A 17,196-nucleotide genomic window follows, 5' to 3' on the forward strand; every position below is an offset into this window, starting at 1 on the left:
CTGTTCACTTTGATGGAATGAATTTGGGGATTTTTGGTTCATGCTGTTTCTGTGTCCGTGTAAAGTCTACCTTACCTTTTGTCATTGCGAGCGAAGCGAAGCAACCACCGGGGATTGCTTCGCTTCGTACCCTTCGGGAACGCCTGCCGTAGGATGCCCGAAGGGCTGTAGGGCGAACGCAATGACATTATTTTGCATGAATTGTCACCCCCTAAAAAGGCACAGAGTCAACACCCTAGAAGGAAACCCCTACAAATAAGGGACTTCCAAGAAAAAAAATATTCCATTGCTATTGTTGACGGTTGACAGTTAACAGTTAACAGTCAACCGTCAACCGTCAACCGTCAACGTTTAACGGAATAATTGATTTTTTGGAGTTCCCTAAATCTTAAATTGGTTCATGAGTTTTTATAAATAAAATCATTGCTGATTTCTTCAGCACCAAGAAGCAAAGAATTGTTGTTTATTTATATAGAAAAAGGTCAATTATTGATGACGATTCATCAACATTAATATAAAAATCTATTTTGAATTTCCCACCAAGGCTGACTCTTGACTTGCAAGTATAACTCACCCATTCAGGTGAAGTCACGCAACAAAGCTCAAGGCTAATATAAATTCATGTTAAGCAATAACTGCGCAAGTTAATCTTGAGGTCGTTGATAAATATTTAATCTTTATTCTAAACTTTAGAACCTCATAAATTGCCGTAATAGCCCATTAACTGATAGCTATTTCAGCAAAGCAATCCTTATCGCCTGGTATCATGAATACGTACATAGAAATCCCCCTCATTGGCAAAAAAGTTAAGTATCCATTGCGCTGGCTGATAGGGCTAATCACAGCAGGTGCTTTGGTTGTGGGGACTACTACTACCTATAATTTAGTGAATCGGGGAACTAGTAAACAAGATATCTCTCAACTAACGGTTCCAGTAGAAACGCAAACTGTCACCCTGCGGATTAATGCTAGTGGGAAGGTAGTACCAGTTCAAAGTGTGAATATCAGCCCCAAAAATCCTGGGGTGTTAGGTGAATTATATGTTGAACAAGGCGATCGCGTGCAAAAAGGACAAATAATTGCACGCATGGATGTCGGCGAAATTCAAGCCCAAATCCTGCAATACACCGCCAACATCGCCCAAGCCCAAGCCCAACTCGATGAAGCCCTTGCGGGGAGTCGTCCCCAAGAAATAGCGCAAGCCAAAGCACGTTTAGCCCAAGTAGAGGCGCAGTTAGCCTCAGCCCGTGCAGGTAATCGCACTCAAGAAATTGGACAGGCGCAAGCCCAAGTAGAATCAGCACAAGCCCAGGTGAAGTTGACGCAAGCACGAGTTGACAGGTATCGGGAATTAACCAGACAAGGCGCAACTTCTGAAGATCAACTTGATCAATACATTAGTGAAAATAGCCGCGCCAAAGCTGCTTTACAAGAAGCGCAAAAACGGTTATCTCTGCTGCAAAGTGGAACTCGCAGTGAAGAAATCGATGCGAAAGAAGCAGCCGTTACCGAAGCCCAAGCCGCTTTAGTGTTGTTACAAAATGGTAGCCGTCCTGAGGAAATTGCCCAACGCCAAGCAGCAGTAAAAGTGGCTCAAGCGCAATTAAAAGCAGCCGAGGTAAGGCTTGCAGATACAGTCATCCGCGCACCTTTTACCGGAATTGTCACCCAGAAATATGCCAACGTTGGTTCATTTGTGACACCGACAACTTCAGCATCTAGTAGTGCATCAGCCACATCTAGTTCCATTGTCGCCGTGGCGCGAGGTTTAGAAGTGTTAGCCCAAGTCCCCGAAGCCGATATAGGGAGAATTAAACCGGGACAACAGGTAGAAATTGTGGCTGATGCGTATCCCGATCAAATATTTAAAGGTCGCGTGCGCTTAATTGCACCGGAAGCTGTGGTAGAACAAGGTGTGACATCCTTTCAGGTGCGGGTTGCATTGGATACGGGGATAGATAAACTACGTTCTGGCTTAAATGTAGATTTGACCTTTGTCGGCGATCGCGTCAACAATGCTTTAGTATTACCCACCGTCGCCATCGTCACCGAAAAAGGACAAACCGGTGTACTCATTCCCGATGAAAATAATAAACCCCAATTTCGCCAAATCACCGTCGGCGCACAAATCCAAGACCAAACCCAGGTTTTAGAAGGAGTCAAAGGGGGCGATCGCATTTTTGTCAACCCACCGAAGGATTACAAAATAGAAAAGGCGAAAGAGAAGAGTAATAAGTAGGGGGCAGGGGGGCAGGGGAGATAAATAAGAAATGCCCAATCACAAATGACAAATGACAAATGACAAATGACAAATGAACTTCTTAGAAAGTATCCAAATGGCGGGGAAAACCCTGCTGGCGAATAAGTTACGCAGTGCCCTGACTATGCTGGGTATCGTTATTGGTAACGCTTCGGTGATTGCGATGATTGGGATTGGGGAAGGTGGACAAAGGTACGTTTCCCAACAGCTTGAGTCTTTAGGGCCAAATATATTGTTTGTGATTCCCGGTAACCAAGAAACTGAGCGCATCACCAGGGATTTACCAAAAACTCTGGTTTTGGAAGATGCAGAGGCGATCGCATCTCAAGTACCCACAATAGCAAATGTGACGGCAGAATTAAATAGCCGCCAAGTAGTTACTTACCGTAATCGCAACACGGATGTTAACATCATTGGCACTACTCCCACTTTCTTAATAGTCAGGGATTTTGAAACAGCCAAAGGGCGATTTTTCACCGACATAGATATGAAGCGCAGCAATCAAGTTGCTGTATTAGGTGCAGATTTAGCTCAAAGGTTGTTTGGTAGTAGTAATCCTGTCGGACAGCAGTTAAGAATTAAGAATACTAGCTTTCAAGTGATTGGCGTTCTCACAGCTAAAGGTTCTAACTTAGGCGTGAATTACGACGACGCAGTATTAGTACCCATTATTACCACAGCTAATCGCCTGATTGGGCGGACTTCTCCCTATGGCTTAGAGTTAACCTATATTGTCGCTTCTGCCAAAAATGCTGATAGTGTGGATGCAGCAGAATTCCAAATTACCAATTTACTGCGACAACGACACAAAATTAACGGCGAAGATGACTTTACCATCCGTTCTCAAAAAGATGCTTTGCAAACAGTCGGGCAGATTACAGGTGCATTAACAATCATGTTAGCTGCGATCGCGGGTATATCTTTATTTGTCGGTGGTATTGGTATCATGAATATCATGCTAGTATCCGTCACCGAACGCACCCAGGAAATAGGATTAAGGAAAGCGATCGGTGCAACTGAGCAAGATATTTTGCTACAGTTCATGATTGAAGCTGTAATTGTTTCTGCAATTGGTGGCTTGGTAGGTACTGGGGTTGGTGTCGGTGGTATTTTCTTAGTCGCAGCTTTAACACCATTACAAGCGGGAATCTCACCTGTAGCAATTACAATGGCTGTGGGTATCTCTGGCGGTATCGGCTTATTCTTCGGTGTCGTTCCTGCACGCCGCGCCGCTAAACTTGACCCAATTGTAGCATTGAGAAGCGCTTAGTAATATTATGTCCGTTTGATTACTTACTAAATAAGAACCCCACCCCCAACCCCCTCCCCGCAAGCGAGGAGGGGGCTATGATGTGGTTTAGGGGGTTTGTTCATAACCTTACGACATTTGTTCAAAACCTTACGAGGTTTGTTCATAACCTTACAACATTTGTTCAAAACCTTACGAGGTTTGTTCATAACCTTACAACATTTGTTCAAAACCTTACGGGGTTTGTTCATAACCTTACGACATTTGTTCATAAGGTTACGGGGTTTGTTCATAACGTTACGGGGTTTGTTCAAAACCTTACGGAGTTTGTTCAAAACCTTAGAGGATGTTTGAAAAGTCCTGTCGTTGGTAGCAAAACCTTTTAGATCCCCCTAAATCCCCCTTAAAAAGGGGGACTTTAAGAAGTTTTCCCCCCTTTTTAAGGGGGGCTAGGGGGGATCGATTAGTGTGAAGATACAGCCAACCACTTTTCAAACAACCTCTGACGACATTTATTCAAAACCTGACGACGGTTGCAATGATAATTTGTCTTCTATGACTTAGGGACTTACCATAAAAAATGTCCCACAAGAAGATTATATTCCAATACGCTTGGTGTTAAGGATAATCGTAGGTTGGGCTTACCGTTTGGAAACCCAACAAACCCTCGAAAATGTTGGGTTTCGTTCCTCAAGCCAACCTACACAGGTTAAGGTTTTTAACGCTAACACCAACCGTATTGGATTATATTCTCTATAAAGAGTATTATTTGTGTCTAAATAACAAAAAATTACATTTGCAACCCCTAATTTAAGTTTTTTCTTATACCAAATCAGTCCAATCATATTAATAAAGTGTGTGATTGTAAAAGCTATCGCGCACCCTACTTCCTGTGCTACATCTTCTGATAAAATTCGGCAAAATAATCCCAAAATTTTGGATAAAAAAACCTAACAGTCTTAATTTTTAATTAAGAATTACCCATGAAAGATCAGCGCCTACAAGCTTACTATCAGCTAATCGAAAGCCTGCTAAATTCCCCTCATGGAGAAGAACCGGAGATATTAGCAGCTAATACAGAATTGCTGGATATAGGCTTTGTGCAGGTGTTAGCAGCAGTAGCAGATAATTTTCAACAGCAGGGAGAAGAAAAGATTGCTAACTGGTTGAGAAACTTCGACACATTCCTTAGCCAGGAATTTTCCCCCATCACCGAAGACGATATCCCAAATTACCAGGAATTTTTACTCGATATACTGCAAGCAACAGCAGATAGCAATGGCGATCCGCAAGTAATTTACCCCTTACTAGCAGCCAATAGCGATAAACTCGATCAGATGTTTGCAGAAATATTGCAATCTTGGGCAATAAATACCTTAGCAGCAGAACCAGATATAGCAACATCCATCGCCGCAGTGATTGGTAATTTTAGTAATTTAATTCAGCAGTTTCCCTTGGGTAGCAAAGCCAACAACATAGAAATTGCAATTACTGGCTACGAAATCACCTTGACTGTTTATACCCCCAACGCCTTACCGGAAGCATGGGCAACAACGCAAACTAATCTGGGGAATGCTTACAATGATAGAATTGTTGGCGATCGCGCCGAGAATTTGGAAAATGCGATCGCGGCTTACACTGCTGCACTCTCAGTTTATACCCACAACGCCTTTCTTCAAGCATGGGCAACAACGCAAAATAATCTGGGGAATGCTTATTTATACAGAATCAATGGCGATCGCGCCGAGAATTTGGAAAATGCGATCACTGCTTACAATGCTGCATTATCTGTTTATAGTTACAACGCCTTTGACGAACAATGGGCAACGACGCAAAGTAATCTAGGGAATGCTTATTTATATAGAATCAATGGCGATCGCGCCGAAAATTTGGAAAATGCGATCGCTGTTTACACAGATGCACTGCAAATTTTAACCCGCAAGTCCTTCCCGGTAAAATGGGCAACAACGCAAAATAGCCTGGGAACAGCCTACTTGCATAGAATCAATGGCGATCGCGGCGAGAATTTAGAAAATGCGATCGCCGCTTACACCGCTGCACTAGAAATTTTAACCCCTGATGCCTTTCCTGAAGATTGGGCAATGACGCAAAATAATTTGGGGACAGCTTATAATGACAGAATTATGGGCGAGTATTCCCAAAATATGGAAAAGGCGATCGCCGCTTACAATGCTGCACTCGAAGTTTATACCCGCAACGCCTTTCCTGAACAATGGGAAATGACGCAAAATAATCTCGGCAATGCTTACTTATTTGGCATAGACTTGTCCTTAAATTTATAAGAAGGGGAAAGGGGAAAAGGAAAAAGGGAAAAACCTTTACCCTTTAACCTTTCCCCTTTCCCCGACAGAATGTCAAATAATTCTGTTTAATCGCGCCTACTTACCAATTGAAAAAATGATTGCGATTGATGGATTCACGGAAGCTGGAAACCGAAAGCGATTTTCCATCTAAAATCCAAAATGGTATAAACTAAGCTTTTGCTTGCACAGCAGTTAACATGAAATTAAGGCGCTGATCAAACTCTAGCTGTTTGATCTGTGCTACAAATTGATCTGTTTCACCAGGAAGTTGATAGTCAGAAGGTACTCCGATGATAGTTCCATTCTCAATACCTTGTGATAGCAGCAGCCAAACCTCTAATTTGGCGTTTGGACTTAGCGCTTTGTAAGCACGGTTAATCTCATTATTACCGCCCTTAAGTAAATCGCGTTGTGCTTGCAGTTGTTCTTGTTCAGACAAATCCTGAATTTTATCAAACACCGCTTTACCAGGAACTTCTACGCTCTCAGGAGGCGCTGGGTTTAGCTGATCCTTAATATCCAGGTAACCGTACCAAAGTAAAGCTAGTTGAGTATCTACATCAAAGCGTAGAAAACTGTCTAAAGCCGGTTTTGTGCTTTCATCAACTGTATAGGTCATAAACACTCCAAATTTAGCGAATTTTTCTTATTTTTGTGGTTCCTAAGAAAAATTTCTTTTAGTTACTCCACATAAGTTAACGAATGATTCCAAAGGCCTAATCCCACAAAAGATAGAAACAATACTTACGCTGTCAGACAGATGAAGGAAGGCTCCAGGGCAGAAGGAATAAAATAGATGAGGGGGACAAGGAAGACAAGGGGGACAAGGGAGACAAGGAAGACAAGGGAGACAAATGACAAATGACAAATGACAAATGACAAATGACAACTCACAAATGAAAATTATTCGCTTAGAAAATATCTTTAAAATCTACGGTAGTGGAGAAACAGAAGTTAAAGCACTTAATAATGTGAATTTGACTATCGATGAAGGTGAATATTGTTCAATTATGGGGCCTTCTGGTTCCGGTAAATCTACAGCCATGAATATTATCGGCTGTTTAGATCGCCCCACTTCCGGGAGTTACTATTTAGATAACGTCGATGTCGCGCAAATGAACGATAAAGCATTGGCGCATATTCGCAACAAAAAACTAGGGTTTGTCTTTCAACAATTCCACTTATTACCTCAACTGTCAGCCCTAGAAAATGTCATGTTACCAATGGCTTATGGGGGAATCAATCCCAAAGAAAGACGCGATCGCGCCACTGAAGCTTTGATTCGAGTAGGCTTAGAAAAGCGTCTCAACAACAAACCCACCCAACTTTCAGGGGGACAACAACAAAGAGTAGCGATCGCCCGTGCCATTGTCAACCGTCCCGTTGTCCTTTTAGCCGATGAACCCACTGGCGCACTCGATTCTCGCACCACCCAAGAAGTTATGGATATCTTTAGCGAATTAAACGCCAGTGGGATTACAGTCGTCATGGTTACCCATGAACCAGATGTAGCCCGTCAAACCCAGCGGATTGTTTGGTTCCGCGACGGTGAAGTTGTCCACTTAAACCTCACCCCAGCGGATTTAAGCCAGATGGCGGTATCTTAGGGACAACATAAGCTAATGCGCGCTAAAAAAGCATAACTACTAATAAGGGCTGTTAACTGTTGTAAGGGCGGGTTCACAGATATCCTCATTGATCGACAATGATCTAAATAAACCCGCCCCTACTGTCAACTCTCAACTGTCAACAGCCCTCACGATGGATTGTGCAACTTAAAAGCAGAATAGCTTATCAGCTTACAAACTTGATGTTTTCCCAGTCTGTGCTTGGGTTTCAATCGGTTTGACATCACTGTACCCCATGTTGCCTGCGATCGTCCGCAGCACAGAAATTTGCCCTTCAAAATCTAATCCTTCGAGTTGCGAAAGCAGATTGTCAATTTTATCTGTAGTCTCGTAGTCATCTGGTAAATCAACTACCTGATCACCCATTTCTACAGCCCAAGCATACCAAACCAACAACTGATTATTTTCTTTTAAAGCACCATAAGCACGAGAATAATCACTCGCCTCGCCATTAACAATTTGGCGCATAATTGCCAATTGTTCTTCATCGGATAATTCCAAATAATCTTCTAGCAAAATTGGTGCTAAATTGGGTTCTGCCGCAGTAGGCACAGCCGGAGTGATTGAATCCCCCATTTTTTCATAAACAAAATAAAACCATGCTAATTTAGCATCAGTATCTAAGCTATTAAAAGCTTCTACGACTTTTTGAGTTTCATTAGTCAAAGCTTGAGAAACGTTTTTATCTTGGCTAGCAGTCATTGTTTATCTCCAAGGCAATTTATCACATCAAACTAAAGGGTTAACAAACTTTAACAATGAGAAGACACTGCCAAGAGAAAGAGATTTATTAATTTCAATTTGCAGTTTTTATCTATCTTTTAATAGAAGAAAGAATATCTCCAAAGGAGCCAATGATATAGGCGATCGCTTTGATACGATGACCTCAGCAAGTAAGAAATGCCTAAGGAGTAAATTATGCCAGAAGAAATTAAGCCTAATGTAAACGAAGCGCCTACCCATGATGCACAGTTAGCCGCTGAAAACATAGCTGCTGGTGAAGAAAAAGCGCCAACGGTAGATTTTGAAGCTGATTACGCCGCCGCGCAGCAATTTAGTGTCAGTGAAATCGATCGCACAGGTGAAGGCGCTAAAGCAGCCGAAGCAGCAACAGCACCTAAACAACAAGTTTCCCAACCACAAGAAGTCAGAACTCAAGCCGAAGCAACTGGTAATCCTGATGATTATGCAGATATGGCTAAGGATGTTGCAGGCTCTAGAACAGAGGGTGCAACACAAGTGGATGATGATTTAGTGCAAAAAGCTTTAGAAAAAGGTCAAAGAAAAAATTAATAATTCGTAATACTTCGACTCCCTTCGACTTCGCTCAGGGCGAGTCGCTCAGTACGAGTTCGTAATTAGTAATTACGAATAGAGCAACCACCGTTGAATTTTGAAACAATTTCAGTAGTTATAGTATCTGTAGGGTGTGTTAGACTTGCGTCTAACGCACCATTCCAACTTTGTGATGTGTTAGCCTAAAGTATAAGATAAAGCCCGTTTGCTTCAGTCAAACGACATTTCCTGTGCAACTAGCATTCCTATTTAATATGTTTCAACCACATCTATTTTGAGAACCATAGTTTTAAAAGTAGTGGGAGCATCTTGCTCCCTACTGGTACTAGTAGGCTTTACGTCTTGCACTACTCCAGGTTTCAAAATGGACGAGGTTTATATATCAAATAAGGCCGCTATATGCACTATTAAATCTGAGCGATTAACATCTGATGACTACGAATTACGCATTACTTACAACCGTTAAAAGCTCACTGGGATTGTGAATCAAGAAATCAGGTTTTTGTCTAGCTAGCACTTCTGGTGAATTAAACCCCCAAGTTACTGCAATTACCTTGATATTAGCTTTTTTCGATGCTTCTATATCTCTAGTTTCGTCGCCAACATAAATAACTTGTTGGGGTTTAAGTTGCTTTTGCCTTAATACATTATTGATGATTGTTGTTTTTCCAAAAATTGTCACACCTGAATAGATAAAATCAAATAAACTAGCTAAATCATTAATTTGAAGAAATTCGGTGACATTATCTTTAGAATTAGAAGTAATAATCCCCAGTTTATAACCATCCTCCTTAAGTTCTATTAAAGCTTCTTTAATTCCGGGAATAGGTTTAAATTCGTGAATCTTGTTTTTTAATTCGGACTTAACCTTTTTAACTAAAAAAGGGATCTTCAAAACAGAGATACCTGAATATCTAATAATCTCCCGAGAAGTTAAGTTTCTCAGGAGACCTAATTCTTGCGGAGTAATTTGTACATAACCAAACTCTAACGCCAAACGATTAGCAATACCTACAAGCGCATCTAATGTATCTGCAATCGTGCCATCAAAATCAAAGATAATTACTTTTTGAGTCATTCTGTTGCCTGGATGCGTCTAGATTAGCACGGGCATTACGTCGTAACATTTCTGGTTTAATCCGCCGTAAGGCTGAGGCCGGAAATTGTCGTTCCCACTCCTCATCTGTGATTTCTGCTAATTCTATCAGCTTCGGAGCCAGATTCCCAGGATAAGGATTAAATTCTGTCACATCAGTACCTTGAGCAAATCTAAGATTCCACGGACAAACATCTTGGCAAATATCACAACCTGCAACCCAGCCTTGTAAATGGGATTGGACTGTTTGGGGTAATTTTTCGGCTCGATTTTCAATCGTATGATAGGCAATGCAGCGATTAGCATCTACTACATAAGGGTTAGTAATTGCACCAGTAGGACACGCTTCCAGACAGCGAGTACAAGTGCCACAATGTTCTGTTGCAGGGCGATCGCTCTCTAATTCCAAATTGGTGATAATTTCTCCTAAAAATACCCAAGAACCATATTCCCGTGTAATCACATTGCCGTTCTTAGCAATCCAACCAATACCAGCGGTTTGCGCCCAGACTTTATCCTGTACTGGGCCTGTATCTGCATAATAACGAGCCTGAACACCTTCACTCAGTGATTGTAACCAGATAGTCAATGCCTTGAGTTTTTTATGCATCACCTTGTGATAATCTCTTCCCCAGCCATAACGGGAAATCTTGGCGTATTCCTCACCTGCGGGACGTTGATGTGGTGTGTAGTAATTTAGCGCCACACAAATAAGCGATCGCCCTTCTGGCATTACTAAGCGAATATCCTGACGCTTCGGGTTAGCCATCCATTCCATATCAGCGTTGTAACCCAATGCTATCCATGCTTGTAAACGCTGCGCTGCTACAGCATCTACCCCATCTACAGCAGCAATCCCTACCTTGTGAAATCCCAACTCCTTAGCCTTTTCCTTTACCACATCACTTGTGGTTATGGCAGAGTTATTCATTTATCTTAATTTACATTCAGCCCAAATTGTGGCACTTAAATTTTACTACAAAAATGAGATCCCCGACTTGTTTGAGAAGTCGGGGATCTCATTCATCTCTATTTTCAATAATTAACAATTCGTAATTACATTATGAAAACTACACCAACCATAACACCGCAACTCATATAAATCTAGTATTCCACCATTTTTTAATAACAAATGACAAATCACAAATGACAAACGACGAATTATTAATTATTTGCCTCCATCCAGAGAAAGACTTTCCCAAAGCCAAGCAATATATACCAATAGCAGCTTTTTTTTGCCTGGTTTTGCGATGAAGATTGATGTTCAGCTAGTCTAACAAAGGTATTTTTATGACAGCAGCTGAATTTCAAGCGACAACACAAACAGAAGAATTCTCAATCGAGGGAATTACAGAGCCCAGCATTCTAAGTTACTTTCAAACATTAAATGCCGGAGAATTTAAAGCTACAGCCGCCTTGTTTGCTGAGGATGGTGTGATGTATCCGCCATTTGAATCTGGTTTTGTCGGGCCAGATGCGATCGCAACCTATCTACAACAAGAGGCTCAAGGTATTAAAGCCGATCCGCAGCAAGGAATTACTGAGATTTTGGCAAACGAGCTTCTTCAAGTCCAAGTAGCAGGAAAAGCCCTAACATCCTGGTGTGGTGTTAACGTCTTATGGCTATTTATTCTCAATCAACAACGACAGATTGTAGAAGCCAGAATTAAACTCCTCGCTTCTCCTCAAGAGTTACTGGCTTTGCGTCGTGATTAAGCAGTCAACAGCCAAAAGAGTTTTAACTAACTAGTACAGTTTGATGGAAATCAGACTCTCATGTAAATCCTCAAAAAGCTTACATTATGGGGTTCTTACTTTCATTCTTTAGCCTTGATACTAAGCGCTTTTTTGTACTAGTTCTGGTAAGGTAGCTTCTAACTTCAGGCAGTTAGCACCATCTACCTGTAACTGATACTCTACCTTATCCATCAATCGATTCATAATTAGCCAACCATAGCCACCTTCTTGTTTTTCTAAAGGGTTTGGTGGAAAGTAAGTAGACATATCAAAGCCTTCGCCATAGTCCCACACTTCTAAGGCAAGATCCCGGTTTTTCAATTCCAAACGCAGTAAAACTGGCAAATTAGCCTGTTCCTTATGGGCATGACGTACTACATTCGAGTAAGCCTCTACCAAGGCTAGGCGCAAACGACTGGATTGTCGTGACCAATCAACCGATTCTCCTAGCTGGATTTTCAAGCATCCTAGCAACCAGTTTTCGACAATGTTTAAAAAATTTAAATCACTTGGGACATGTAGCTCACTTTTCATTACTTACAAGACCTCCAATGAGAGTATAGTTTGGTCATCTTCTTGAACTGGGTTGTCTGCCTGGATACAAGTTAGTAAATCGCTAAGACAAAGTGGTTTTGGTTGTTGTTTTAACAATTGCCAGAGACCGTCTTGATTTAGCATATTTCTGCTAAATACCTGAGCTTTATCTTCGGTATTGTTACATTTAAACACACTATTTGATACCATTGCTTCTGTAATTCCATCACTGGCTAACAGCAGAATATCATTGGAATTCAGTATTAAGTGACCAGACTGTGCCTGCCATTTAGGCAAGATACCTAAGGGAACGCTGCGAACCTTCAGATAGTGGGGTTGTTCCTCGCTTGGCGTTTGTGACGACCAGAGTAAGGGATAGATGTGCCCAGCGTTGGCATAAACTAGTTCCTTAGTGCTAGGCGTATAACATGCTAAGACGAGAGTGATAAAGCAATTGTTGCTAATCAAGTCATCAGACATAGCATGATTAAGATTCTGCATGACTATATTCGGCTGGGCTGGCGTTTCTTGAGATAATTCTCGCCGTAACACTGAAATAGCACTAGCCATAAACAAAGCTGCTGGCACACCTTTACCGGAAACGTCACCCACTGCTAACCATAAGTCCCCTTTCGGATGAACAAAAACTTCAAAAAAATCTCCTCCAACTTCACGAGCGGCATAGCAGCAAGCTTGCACTTTCACGCCCTTCATCTCAGGTAAACTTTGCCGTAGCAGGTTATTTTGAATTTGGCGAGCAACTTCTAATTCAGCGCGGATTTGCTGTTGTTTTTCTTGCAGGCGCTGGTATAGTTTTGCCTGGGAGAGGGCTAAAGCAGCTTGTTCAGCAACACCCGCAATCAGTTGAATGTCTTCATCTTGCCAAGAATGATCGTGTCCTCTTTGGTAGAGAGCAAGCACAGCCAGCAATTGTTGCTGGTAAGACAATGGCACAACCAATTGGTGACAAGGATTACCGTCATCTGTACTTTGAGTCAGTTGATACTGACGAGTTGCCAACACTTTTTCAATTAAAGCGCTAGGGTCAAAGGCGAAATCTAATGTATTGGAATTAGGATCTTCATAAGAGAAGACATCTGATGTCAGGCGATCGCCCTCTACTGGTCTCAGGAAGCAACCAGTAGTTTCAAATGTTTCTCCAATAGTTGCTACAATTTTTTGCAGCATACTATCGTAATCTAAAGACTCCCGAATTGCTGTTGTGACGGCATTAAACAAAGATTCTCGCCGCAATGCTCTACGTAACTCTTGGGTGCGTTTCTTAACCAAGCGATAAGTATCAGTAGCTTGTTCAACAAGCACTTTTAACCGTTGAGGATTCCAGGGTTTGGTGATGTACTTAAATACCTGACCTGAGTTAATTGCATCTACCAAGTCTTCGACATCAGTAAAACCAGTCAGCAAAATCCTGATTGTATCCGGAAAACGCTCTACTGTGCGGCTCAAGAATTCTGTGCCGTTCATTTCTGGCATTCTCTGGTCAGAAATAATCACAGCCATTTCGCCTTCTTTGTCTAATATTTCCAGTGCGCTCAAAGCATGACTGGCTTGATATACGTCAAAATCTCGTCTAAAAGTCCGGTAGAGTAAATCTAAGTTATCTGGCTCATCATCTACCACCATGAGCTTGAGTTTGCATCCCTCTATTTCAGTCATATGTGACTTTAACTTTTTAGATATTTGAATTGCAAAAAAGTGTAACTTTTATCACACTTAATCAATAATGACATAACCAAAAATCAACACCATATATAGCAGTCAGCTTTGATTTGTGAAAAAAGCTTGTGTAGGCGCAAGCAACAGGAAAGAAGGCTCTTCCAGGTGTGCCTAACTAGCAAAAGCAAAAATCACATAGGAGTCCTATAGAGAAGATACCCACTTTGCAGTCAAATATTTTGTTCAAGGCTGTAGATTTATCTGGATTTTTTCTAGTTGGGGGCTAAATCCGCAACTTCAACTTAACCCACCAATCCAGAACGCAAGGCACGAACTGCCGCCTGGGTGCGATCATCAGCACATAGCTTGTTTAAAATATTCCGGACGTGGGTTTTCACTGTGCCGACTGTAATGTAAAGTCTCTCTGCGATTACTGCATTACTACAACCTTCGACGATCAACTGTAACACTTCTAATTCTCTTTCAGTGAGGGTGTAAGCATCTATATGTTCATGAGTCTCCCCACCAGAGGTATTCATGAGGCTTTTCGTGTCTGATGATACGATCTCTGGTTTAGCTGGATTTTGTTGTGCTTGTTGTAATACAATCCTGGCGATCGCCGGATCTATCCAAGCATTGCCATTGTAAGTGACTCGCACTGCTTCCAGCAAATTATCAAATTTAATATCCTTCATGCAGTAAGAATCAGCCCCAGCAGCGAAAGCTGCCAGTACTGCTTCTTTGTTATCTCGTAGTGTCAAAATTAACACTTTAGTTGTTAACTCTGACCCATTACTAGTGGACTTCAACTCCCTTGTTAACTCAATGCCATCTTTATCTGGTAAGCCAATATCTACAATCGCAATATCCGGTTGTAGCGTTTTTAGCATTTTCAGACCTTCCGCAGCATTGGCAGCTTCTCCTACAATTTCAATTTCCTCTTTTTGCAGTAGTGCTGTCCGAATACCCACACGGGTGAGGTCATGATCTTCAATCAGAGCAATACGAATTTTACTCATAGTCAACTTTCGCCCGTTACACTACCTTAACTGTAAAATCGAGTTTACTCAAAACTTGTAAGAGATGCAGTCAAAGACATCTGTACAAAAATCTCAAAGTGCTTTGTGAGTAAGACTAACACGCAAAGGCGTTACCAATGCCATAGGCATTCATTCTTTGAGGAACGTTACACTTTAATCATAGAATCAAGAAGGCTATACCGTTCACCAAACCTACTCAGCTCTAGTAATTGCTAAACATATTTGTACAAGTGCATTGGTAATAGGTCAACCACCGCAGGCACACAGGGCAGTGGGAATTTCTTTACTGCTGTGTTGCGGTTGGGCAGTCGGTGGCAATTATTATATAAGTTATTTTTATTACTTTAAATAGTCAATATTGAGTATTCATAGAAATTTTTCAATCACTCATAAAAGATAATTTACTTAGTTTTATCGATGTCAAAAACAAATTGCTTGTTGCTAAAATGACAACAGACAATATATTAAAAAATTTGATAAACTAAGCTGCGAGAAATTGTGGTGTGAGGCTCAAGTAAGAATCGGCTATGTCTAAACGCTATCAAGCATTTTCAGTTTTGGGAATACCAGTCCATGTGATGGCTAACTATCCAGGCTGGTTGCTAGAATGCCTGCAACAAGGCAGAGGAACTCATGTGGTAACACTCAATGCAGAAATGACTATGCAGGCAGAGCGTAATAGTGTCCTAGCTAAAGTCATTCAAGATGCTGAGTTAGTGATTCCAGATGGAGCAGGAGTAGTTCTGTATTTACGATTGCTATTATGGCAAAAAGTGCAACGTTGTCCTGGTATTGAACTAGCAGAAACACTATTGCGAGAACTGGGACAACAACATACAAGCGCTAAGGTATTTTTCTATGGAGGAGCACCGGGAGTGGCTGCAAAAGCTGCAGAGTTTTGTCACAGGCAAATTCCTGGCTTAAATATAGCAGGTACTCACTCCGGATACCATTGCAAAGAAGAAGAAGAAAGATTGCTCGCAACTCTGAGCCAATTGCAGCCACAAGTGATTTTTGTGGGTTTGGGAGTACCACGTCAAGAGTTATGGATTGCGCAACACCGTTATTTGTGTCCTCACGCCATTTGGATTGGTGTTGGAGGTAGTTTCGACATTTGGTCGGGGACAAAAACTCGCGCTCCGGCTTGGTTAGGAAATAACAATTTAGAGTGGCTATATCGGCTTTATCAAGAACCTTGGCGCTGGCGACGGATGTTAGCTTTGCCAGAGTTTGTCTTCAAAGCTTTTATCTATCACTTCACTGCAAGAGGTGCAATTAGTTAGCGAAAAAAGTCATTGGGCATTGGGCTTGTGGCCAAGGGCATTGGGCATTGGGTATTTGTTATTTTTTCTCTACCCGTCTGCCCCTCTGCTCCCTCCGGATTGCGGTGCAGAAAAAATTTGAGATTTTTGAATTGAGATTTGAGATTCCCAGCTTCTGTCTGGGAATCATTAATTTTGTATGGAATTTCAACTTTCTTTCGATCAATCTGTACCCAACAACACAGCAATGTCAGTATTAACAGATCAACAAACGAATCACAAATTTGTACATCCAGAAGGTAGAGAGACTGACAAGCGCAACACTGATGTCATGTTGCAATTGTGTTCTGTCACAAAAACCTATAGTAATGGCTGTCACGCTTTGTTAGATGTCAACCTAGAGGTAAAACAAAAAGAATTTTTATTTATCACAGGCCCTAGTGGTTCTGGTAAATCAACTCTGTTGAAACTTTTGTATGGCCAAGAGTTGGCAACACAGGGAGAGGTAATTGTTGAGCGGTGCAACATCGCGGCTTTGCGGGGCGATCGCTTGTCATTATTGCGGCGACGCATTGGGATTGTGTTTCAAGACTATAAACTCATTCCCCAGCGGACAGTAGCTGAAAATGTGACTTTTGTCCTCCAAGCTCAAGGATATACCAAAAAAGAAATTCAACGCCGTTTAGAACCTACATTAAAGCTTGTGGGTTTGCTTTCTAAAGCTAACTGCTTTCCAGATCAACTTTCTGGTGGAGAGCAACAACGGGTTAGCATTGCGCGGGCGATCGTCGGAACACCACCATTGCTTTTAGCGGATGAACCCACAGGAAACCTCGATCCAGATAATTCTTGGCAAGTGATGCAGATTCTCCAAAAGTTAAATACCTTTGGAGCAACAGTAATTGTAACTACTCACGATGAACAACTAGTACGCAGGTGCAATCATCCTGTGGTACAAGTCCGCAATGGGAAGCTAGAGCGCAAATAGGCAGCAGTTATGAATTAGATGACTCTGAAAAACCAGTTGATCGTCAATGGCAGCGTATTACTAATATTATAGATGAGCATTAATACTCATTTTAATTATTGCCTA

At 41.7% G+C, this 17,196-nt stretch carries 15 protein-coding genes; 8 read left to right on the forward strand and 7 right to left on the reverse strand.

The annotated features are described in order from the left end of the window. Positions 1–766 precede the first annotated feature (766 nt). From AACU32_RS30060 to AACU32_RS30070, 3 genes are all read left to right on the forward strand, one after another. Positions 767–2,239, forward strand: a complete 1,473-nt coding sequence (locus AACU32_RS30060) for an efflux RND transporter periplasmic adaptor subunit (protein ID WP_096605165.1) — start codon at positions 767–769, stop codon at positions 2,237–2,239. Positions 2,240–2,312: 73 nt separating this feature from the next. After that, the gene (locus AACU32_RS30065; protein WP_096605167.1) at positions 2,313–3,530 is read left to right on the forward strand and encodes an ABC transporter permease; all 1,218 of its coding nucleotides are present in this window, start codon (positions 2,313–2,315) and stop codon (positions 3,528–3,530) included. A gap of 962 nt (positions 3,531–4,492) precedes the next feature. After that, the gene (locus AACU32_RS30070; RefSeq protein WP_096605169.1) at positions 4,493–5,812 is read left to right on the forward strand and encodes a tetratricopeptide repeat protein; all 1,320 of its coding nucleotides are present in this window, start codon (positions 4,493–4,495) and stop codon (positions 5,810–5,812) included. Between the two features lie 190 nt (positions 5,813–6,002). On the opposite strand, the gene AACU32_RS30075 is transcribed toward AACU32_RS30070, so the two are convergent. Beyond that, on the reverse strand, positions 6,003–6,452 hold the full coding sequence (locus tag AACU32_RS30075; protein ID WP_096605171.1) for an orange carotenoid protein N-terminal domain-containing protein: 450 nt from the start codon (positions 6,450–6,452) through the stop codon (positions 6,003–6,005). 256 nt (positions 6,453–6,708) lie between these two features. On the opposite strand from AACU32_RS30075, the gene AACU32_RS30080 reads away from it, so the two are divergent. Then, on the forward strand, positions 6,709–7,440 hold the full coding sequence (locus AACU32_RS30080) for an ATP-binding cassette domain-containing protein (RefSeq protein WP_096605173.1): 732 nt from the start codon (positions 6,709–6,711) through the stop codon (positions 7,438–7,440). A 192-nt stretch (positions 7,441–7,632) separates the two neighbouring features. Here AACU32_RS30080 and AACU32_RS30085 read toward each other — a convergent pair whose 3' ends face one another. Continuing rightward, the gene (locus AACU32_RS30085) at positions 7,633–8,163 is read right to left on the reverse strand and encodes an orange carotenoid protein N-terminal domain-containing protein (RefSeq protein ID WP_096605175.1); all 531 of its coding nucleotides are present in this window, start codon (positions 8,161–8,163) and stop codon (positions 7,633–7,635) included. Positions 8,164–8,379: 216 nt separating this feature from the next. Here AACU32_RS30085 and AACU32_RS30090 point away from each other — a divergent pair, with 216 nt between their 5' ends. Continuing rightward, a complete protein-coding gene (locus tag AACU32_RS30090) occupies positions 8,380–8,754 on the forward strand; it encodes a hypothetical protein (RefSeq protein WP_096605177.1) in 375 nt (124 codons plus the stop codon). A gap of 445 nt (positions 8,755–9,199) precedes the next feature. On the opposite strand, the gene AACU32_RS30095 is transcribed toward AACU32_RS30090, so the two are convergent. Then, positions 9,200–9,835, reverse strand: a complete 636-nt coding sequence (locus tag AACU32_RS30095; protein WP_096605179.1) for an HAD-IA family hydrolase — start codon at positions 9,833–9,835, stop codon at positions 9,200–9,202. Further along, positions 9,810–10,784 (reverse strand): tRNA epoxyqueuosine(34) reductase QueG, encoded by a 975-nt coding sequence (gene queG / locus AACU32_RS30100; RefSeq protein ID WP_096605181.1) that lies wholly within the window; start codon positions 10,782–10,784, stop codon positions 9,810–9,812. The genes AACU32_RS30095 and queG overlap by 26 nt, the downstream gene beginning before the upstream one ends. Before the next feature lie 359 nt (positions 10,785–11,143). Between queG and AACU32_RS30105 the strand changes: the two genes are divergently transcribed. Then, entirely contained in the window at positions 11,144–11,569 is a 426-nt protein-coding gene (locus tag AACU32_RS30105) for a nuclear transport factor 2 family protein (protein ID WP_096605183.1), read from the forward strand. 120 nt (positions 11,570–11,689) lie between these two features. Here AACU32_RS30105 and AACU32_RS30110 read toward each other — a convergent pair whose 3' ends face one another. The 3 genes from AACU32_RS30110 to AACU32_RS30120 all read right to left on the reverse strand — a co-directional run bounded on the left by AACU32_RS30110 (position 11,690) and on the right by AACU32_RS30120 (position 14,820). Beyond that, positions 11,690–12,124, reverse strand: a complete 435-nt coding sequence (locus tag AACU32_RS30110; protein WP_096605185.1) for an ATP-binding protein — start codon at positions 12,122–12,124, stop codon at positions 11,690–11,692. Positions 12,125–12,127: 3 nt separating this feature from the next. Then, positions 12,128–13,801, reverse strand: a complete 1,674-nt coding sequence (locus AACU32_RS30115; protein WP_096605187.1) for a SpoIIE family protein phosphatase — start codon at positions 13,799–13,801, stop codon at positions 12,128–12,130. Between the two features lie 302 nt (positions 13,802–14,103). Beyond that, positions 14,104–14,820, reverse strand: a complete 717-nt coding sequence (locus AACU32_RS30120; RefSeq protein ID WP_096605189.1) for a response regulator transcription factor — start codon at positions 14,818–14,820, stop codon at positions 14,104–14,106. A 548-nt stretch (positions 14,821–15,368) separates the two neighbouring features. Here AACU32_RS30120 and AACU32_RS30125 point away from each other — a divergent pair. Both AACU32_RS30125 and ftsE read left to right on the forward strand, forming a co-directional pair. After that, positions 15,369–16,124, forward strand: a complete 756-nt coding sequence (locus AACU32_RS30125) for a WecB/TagA/CpsF family glycosyltransferase (RefSeq protein ID WP_096605191.1) — start codon at positions 15,369–15,371, stop codon at positions 16,122–16,124. Positions 16,125–16,350: 226 nt separating this feature from the next. Continuing rightward, entirely contained in the window at positions 16,351–17,091 is a 741-nt protein-coding gene (ftsE, locus tag AACU32_RS30130) for a cell division ATP-binding protein FtsE (RefSeq protein ID WP_096608238.1), read from the forward strand. Positions 17,092–17,196 lie beyond the last annotated feature (105 nt).

The sequence above is a fragment of the Calothrix sp. NIES-2100 genome (assembly GCF_963875285.1).
In the GTDB taxonomy this organism is placed as follows: Bacteria; Cyanobacteriota; Cyanobacteriia; order Cyanobacteriales; family Nostocaceae; genus Aulosira.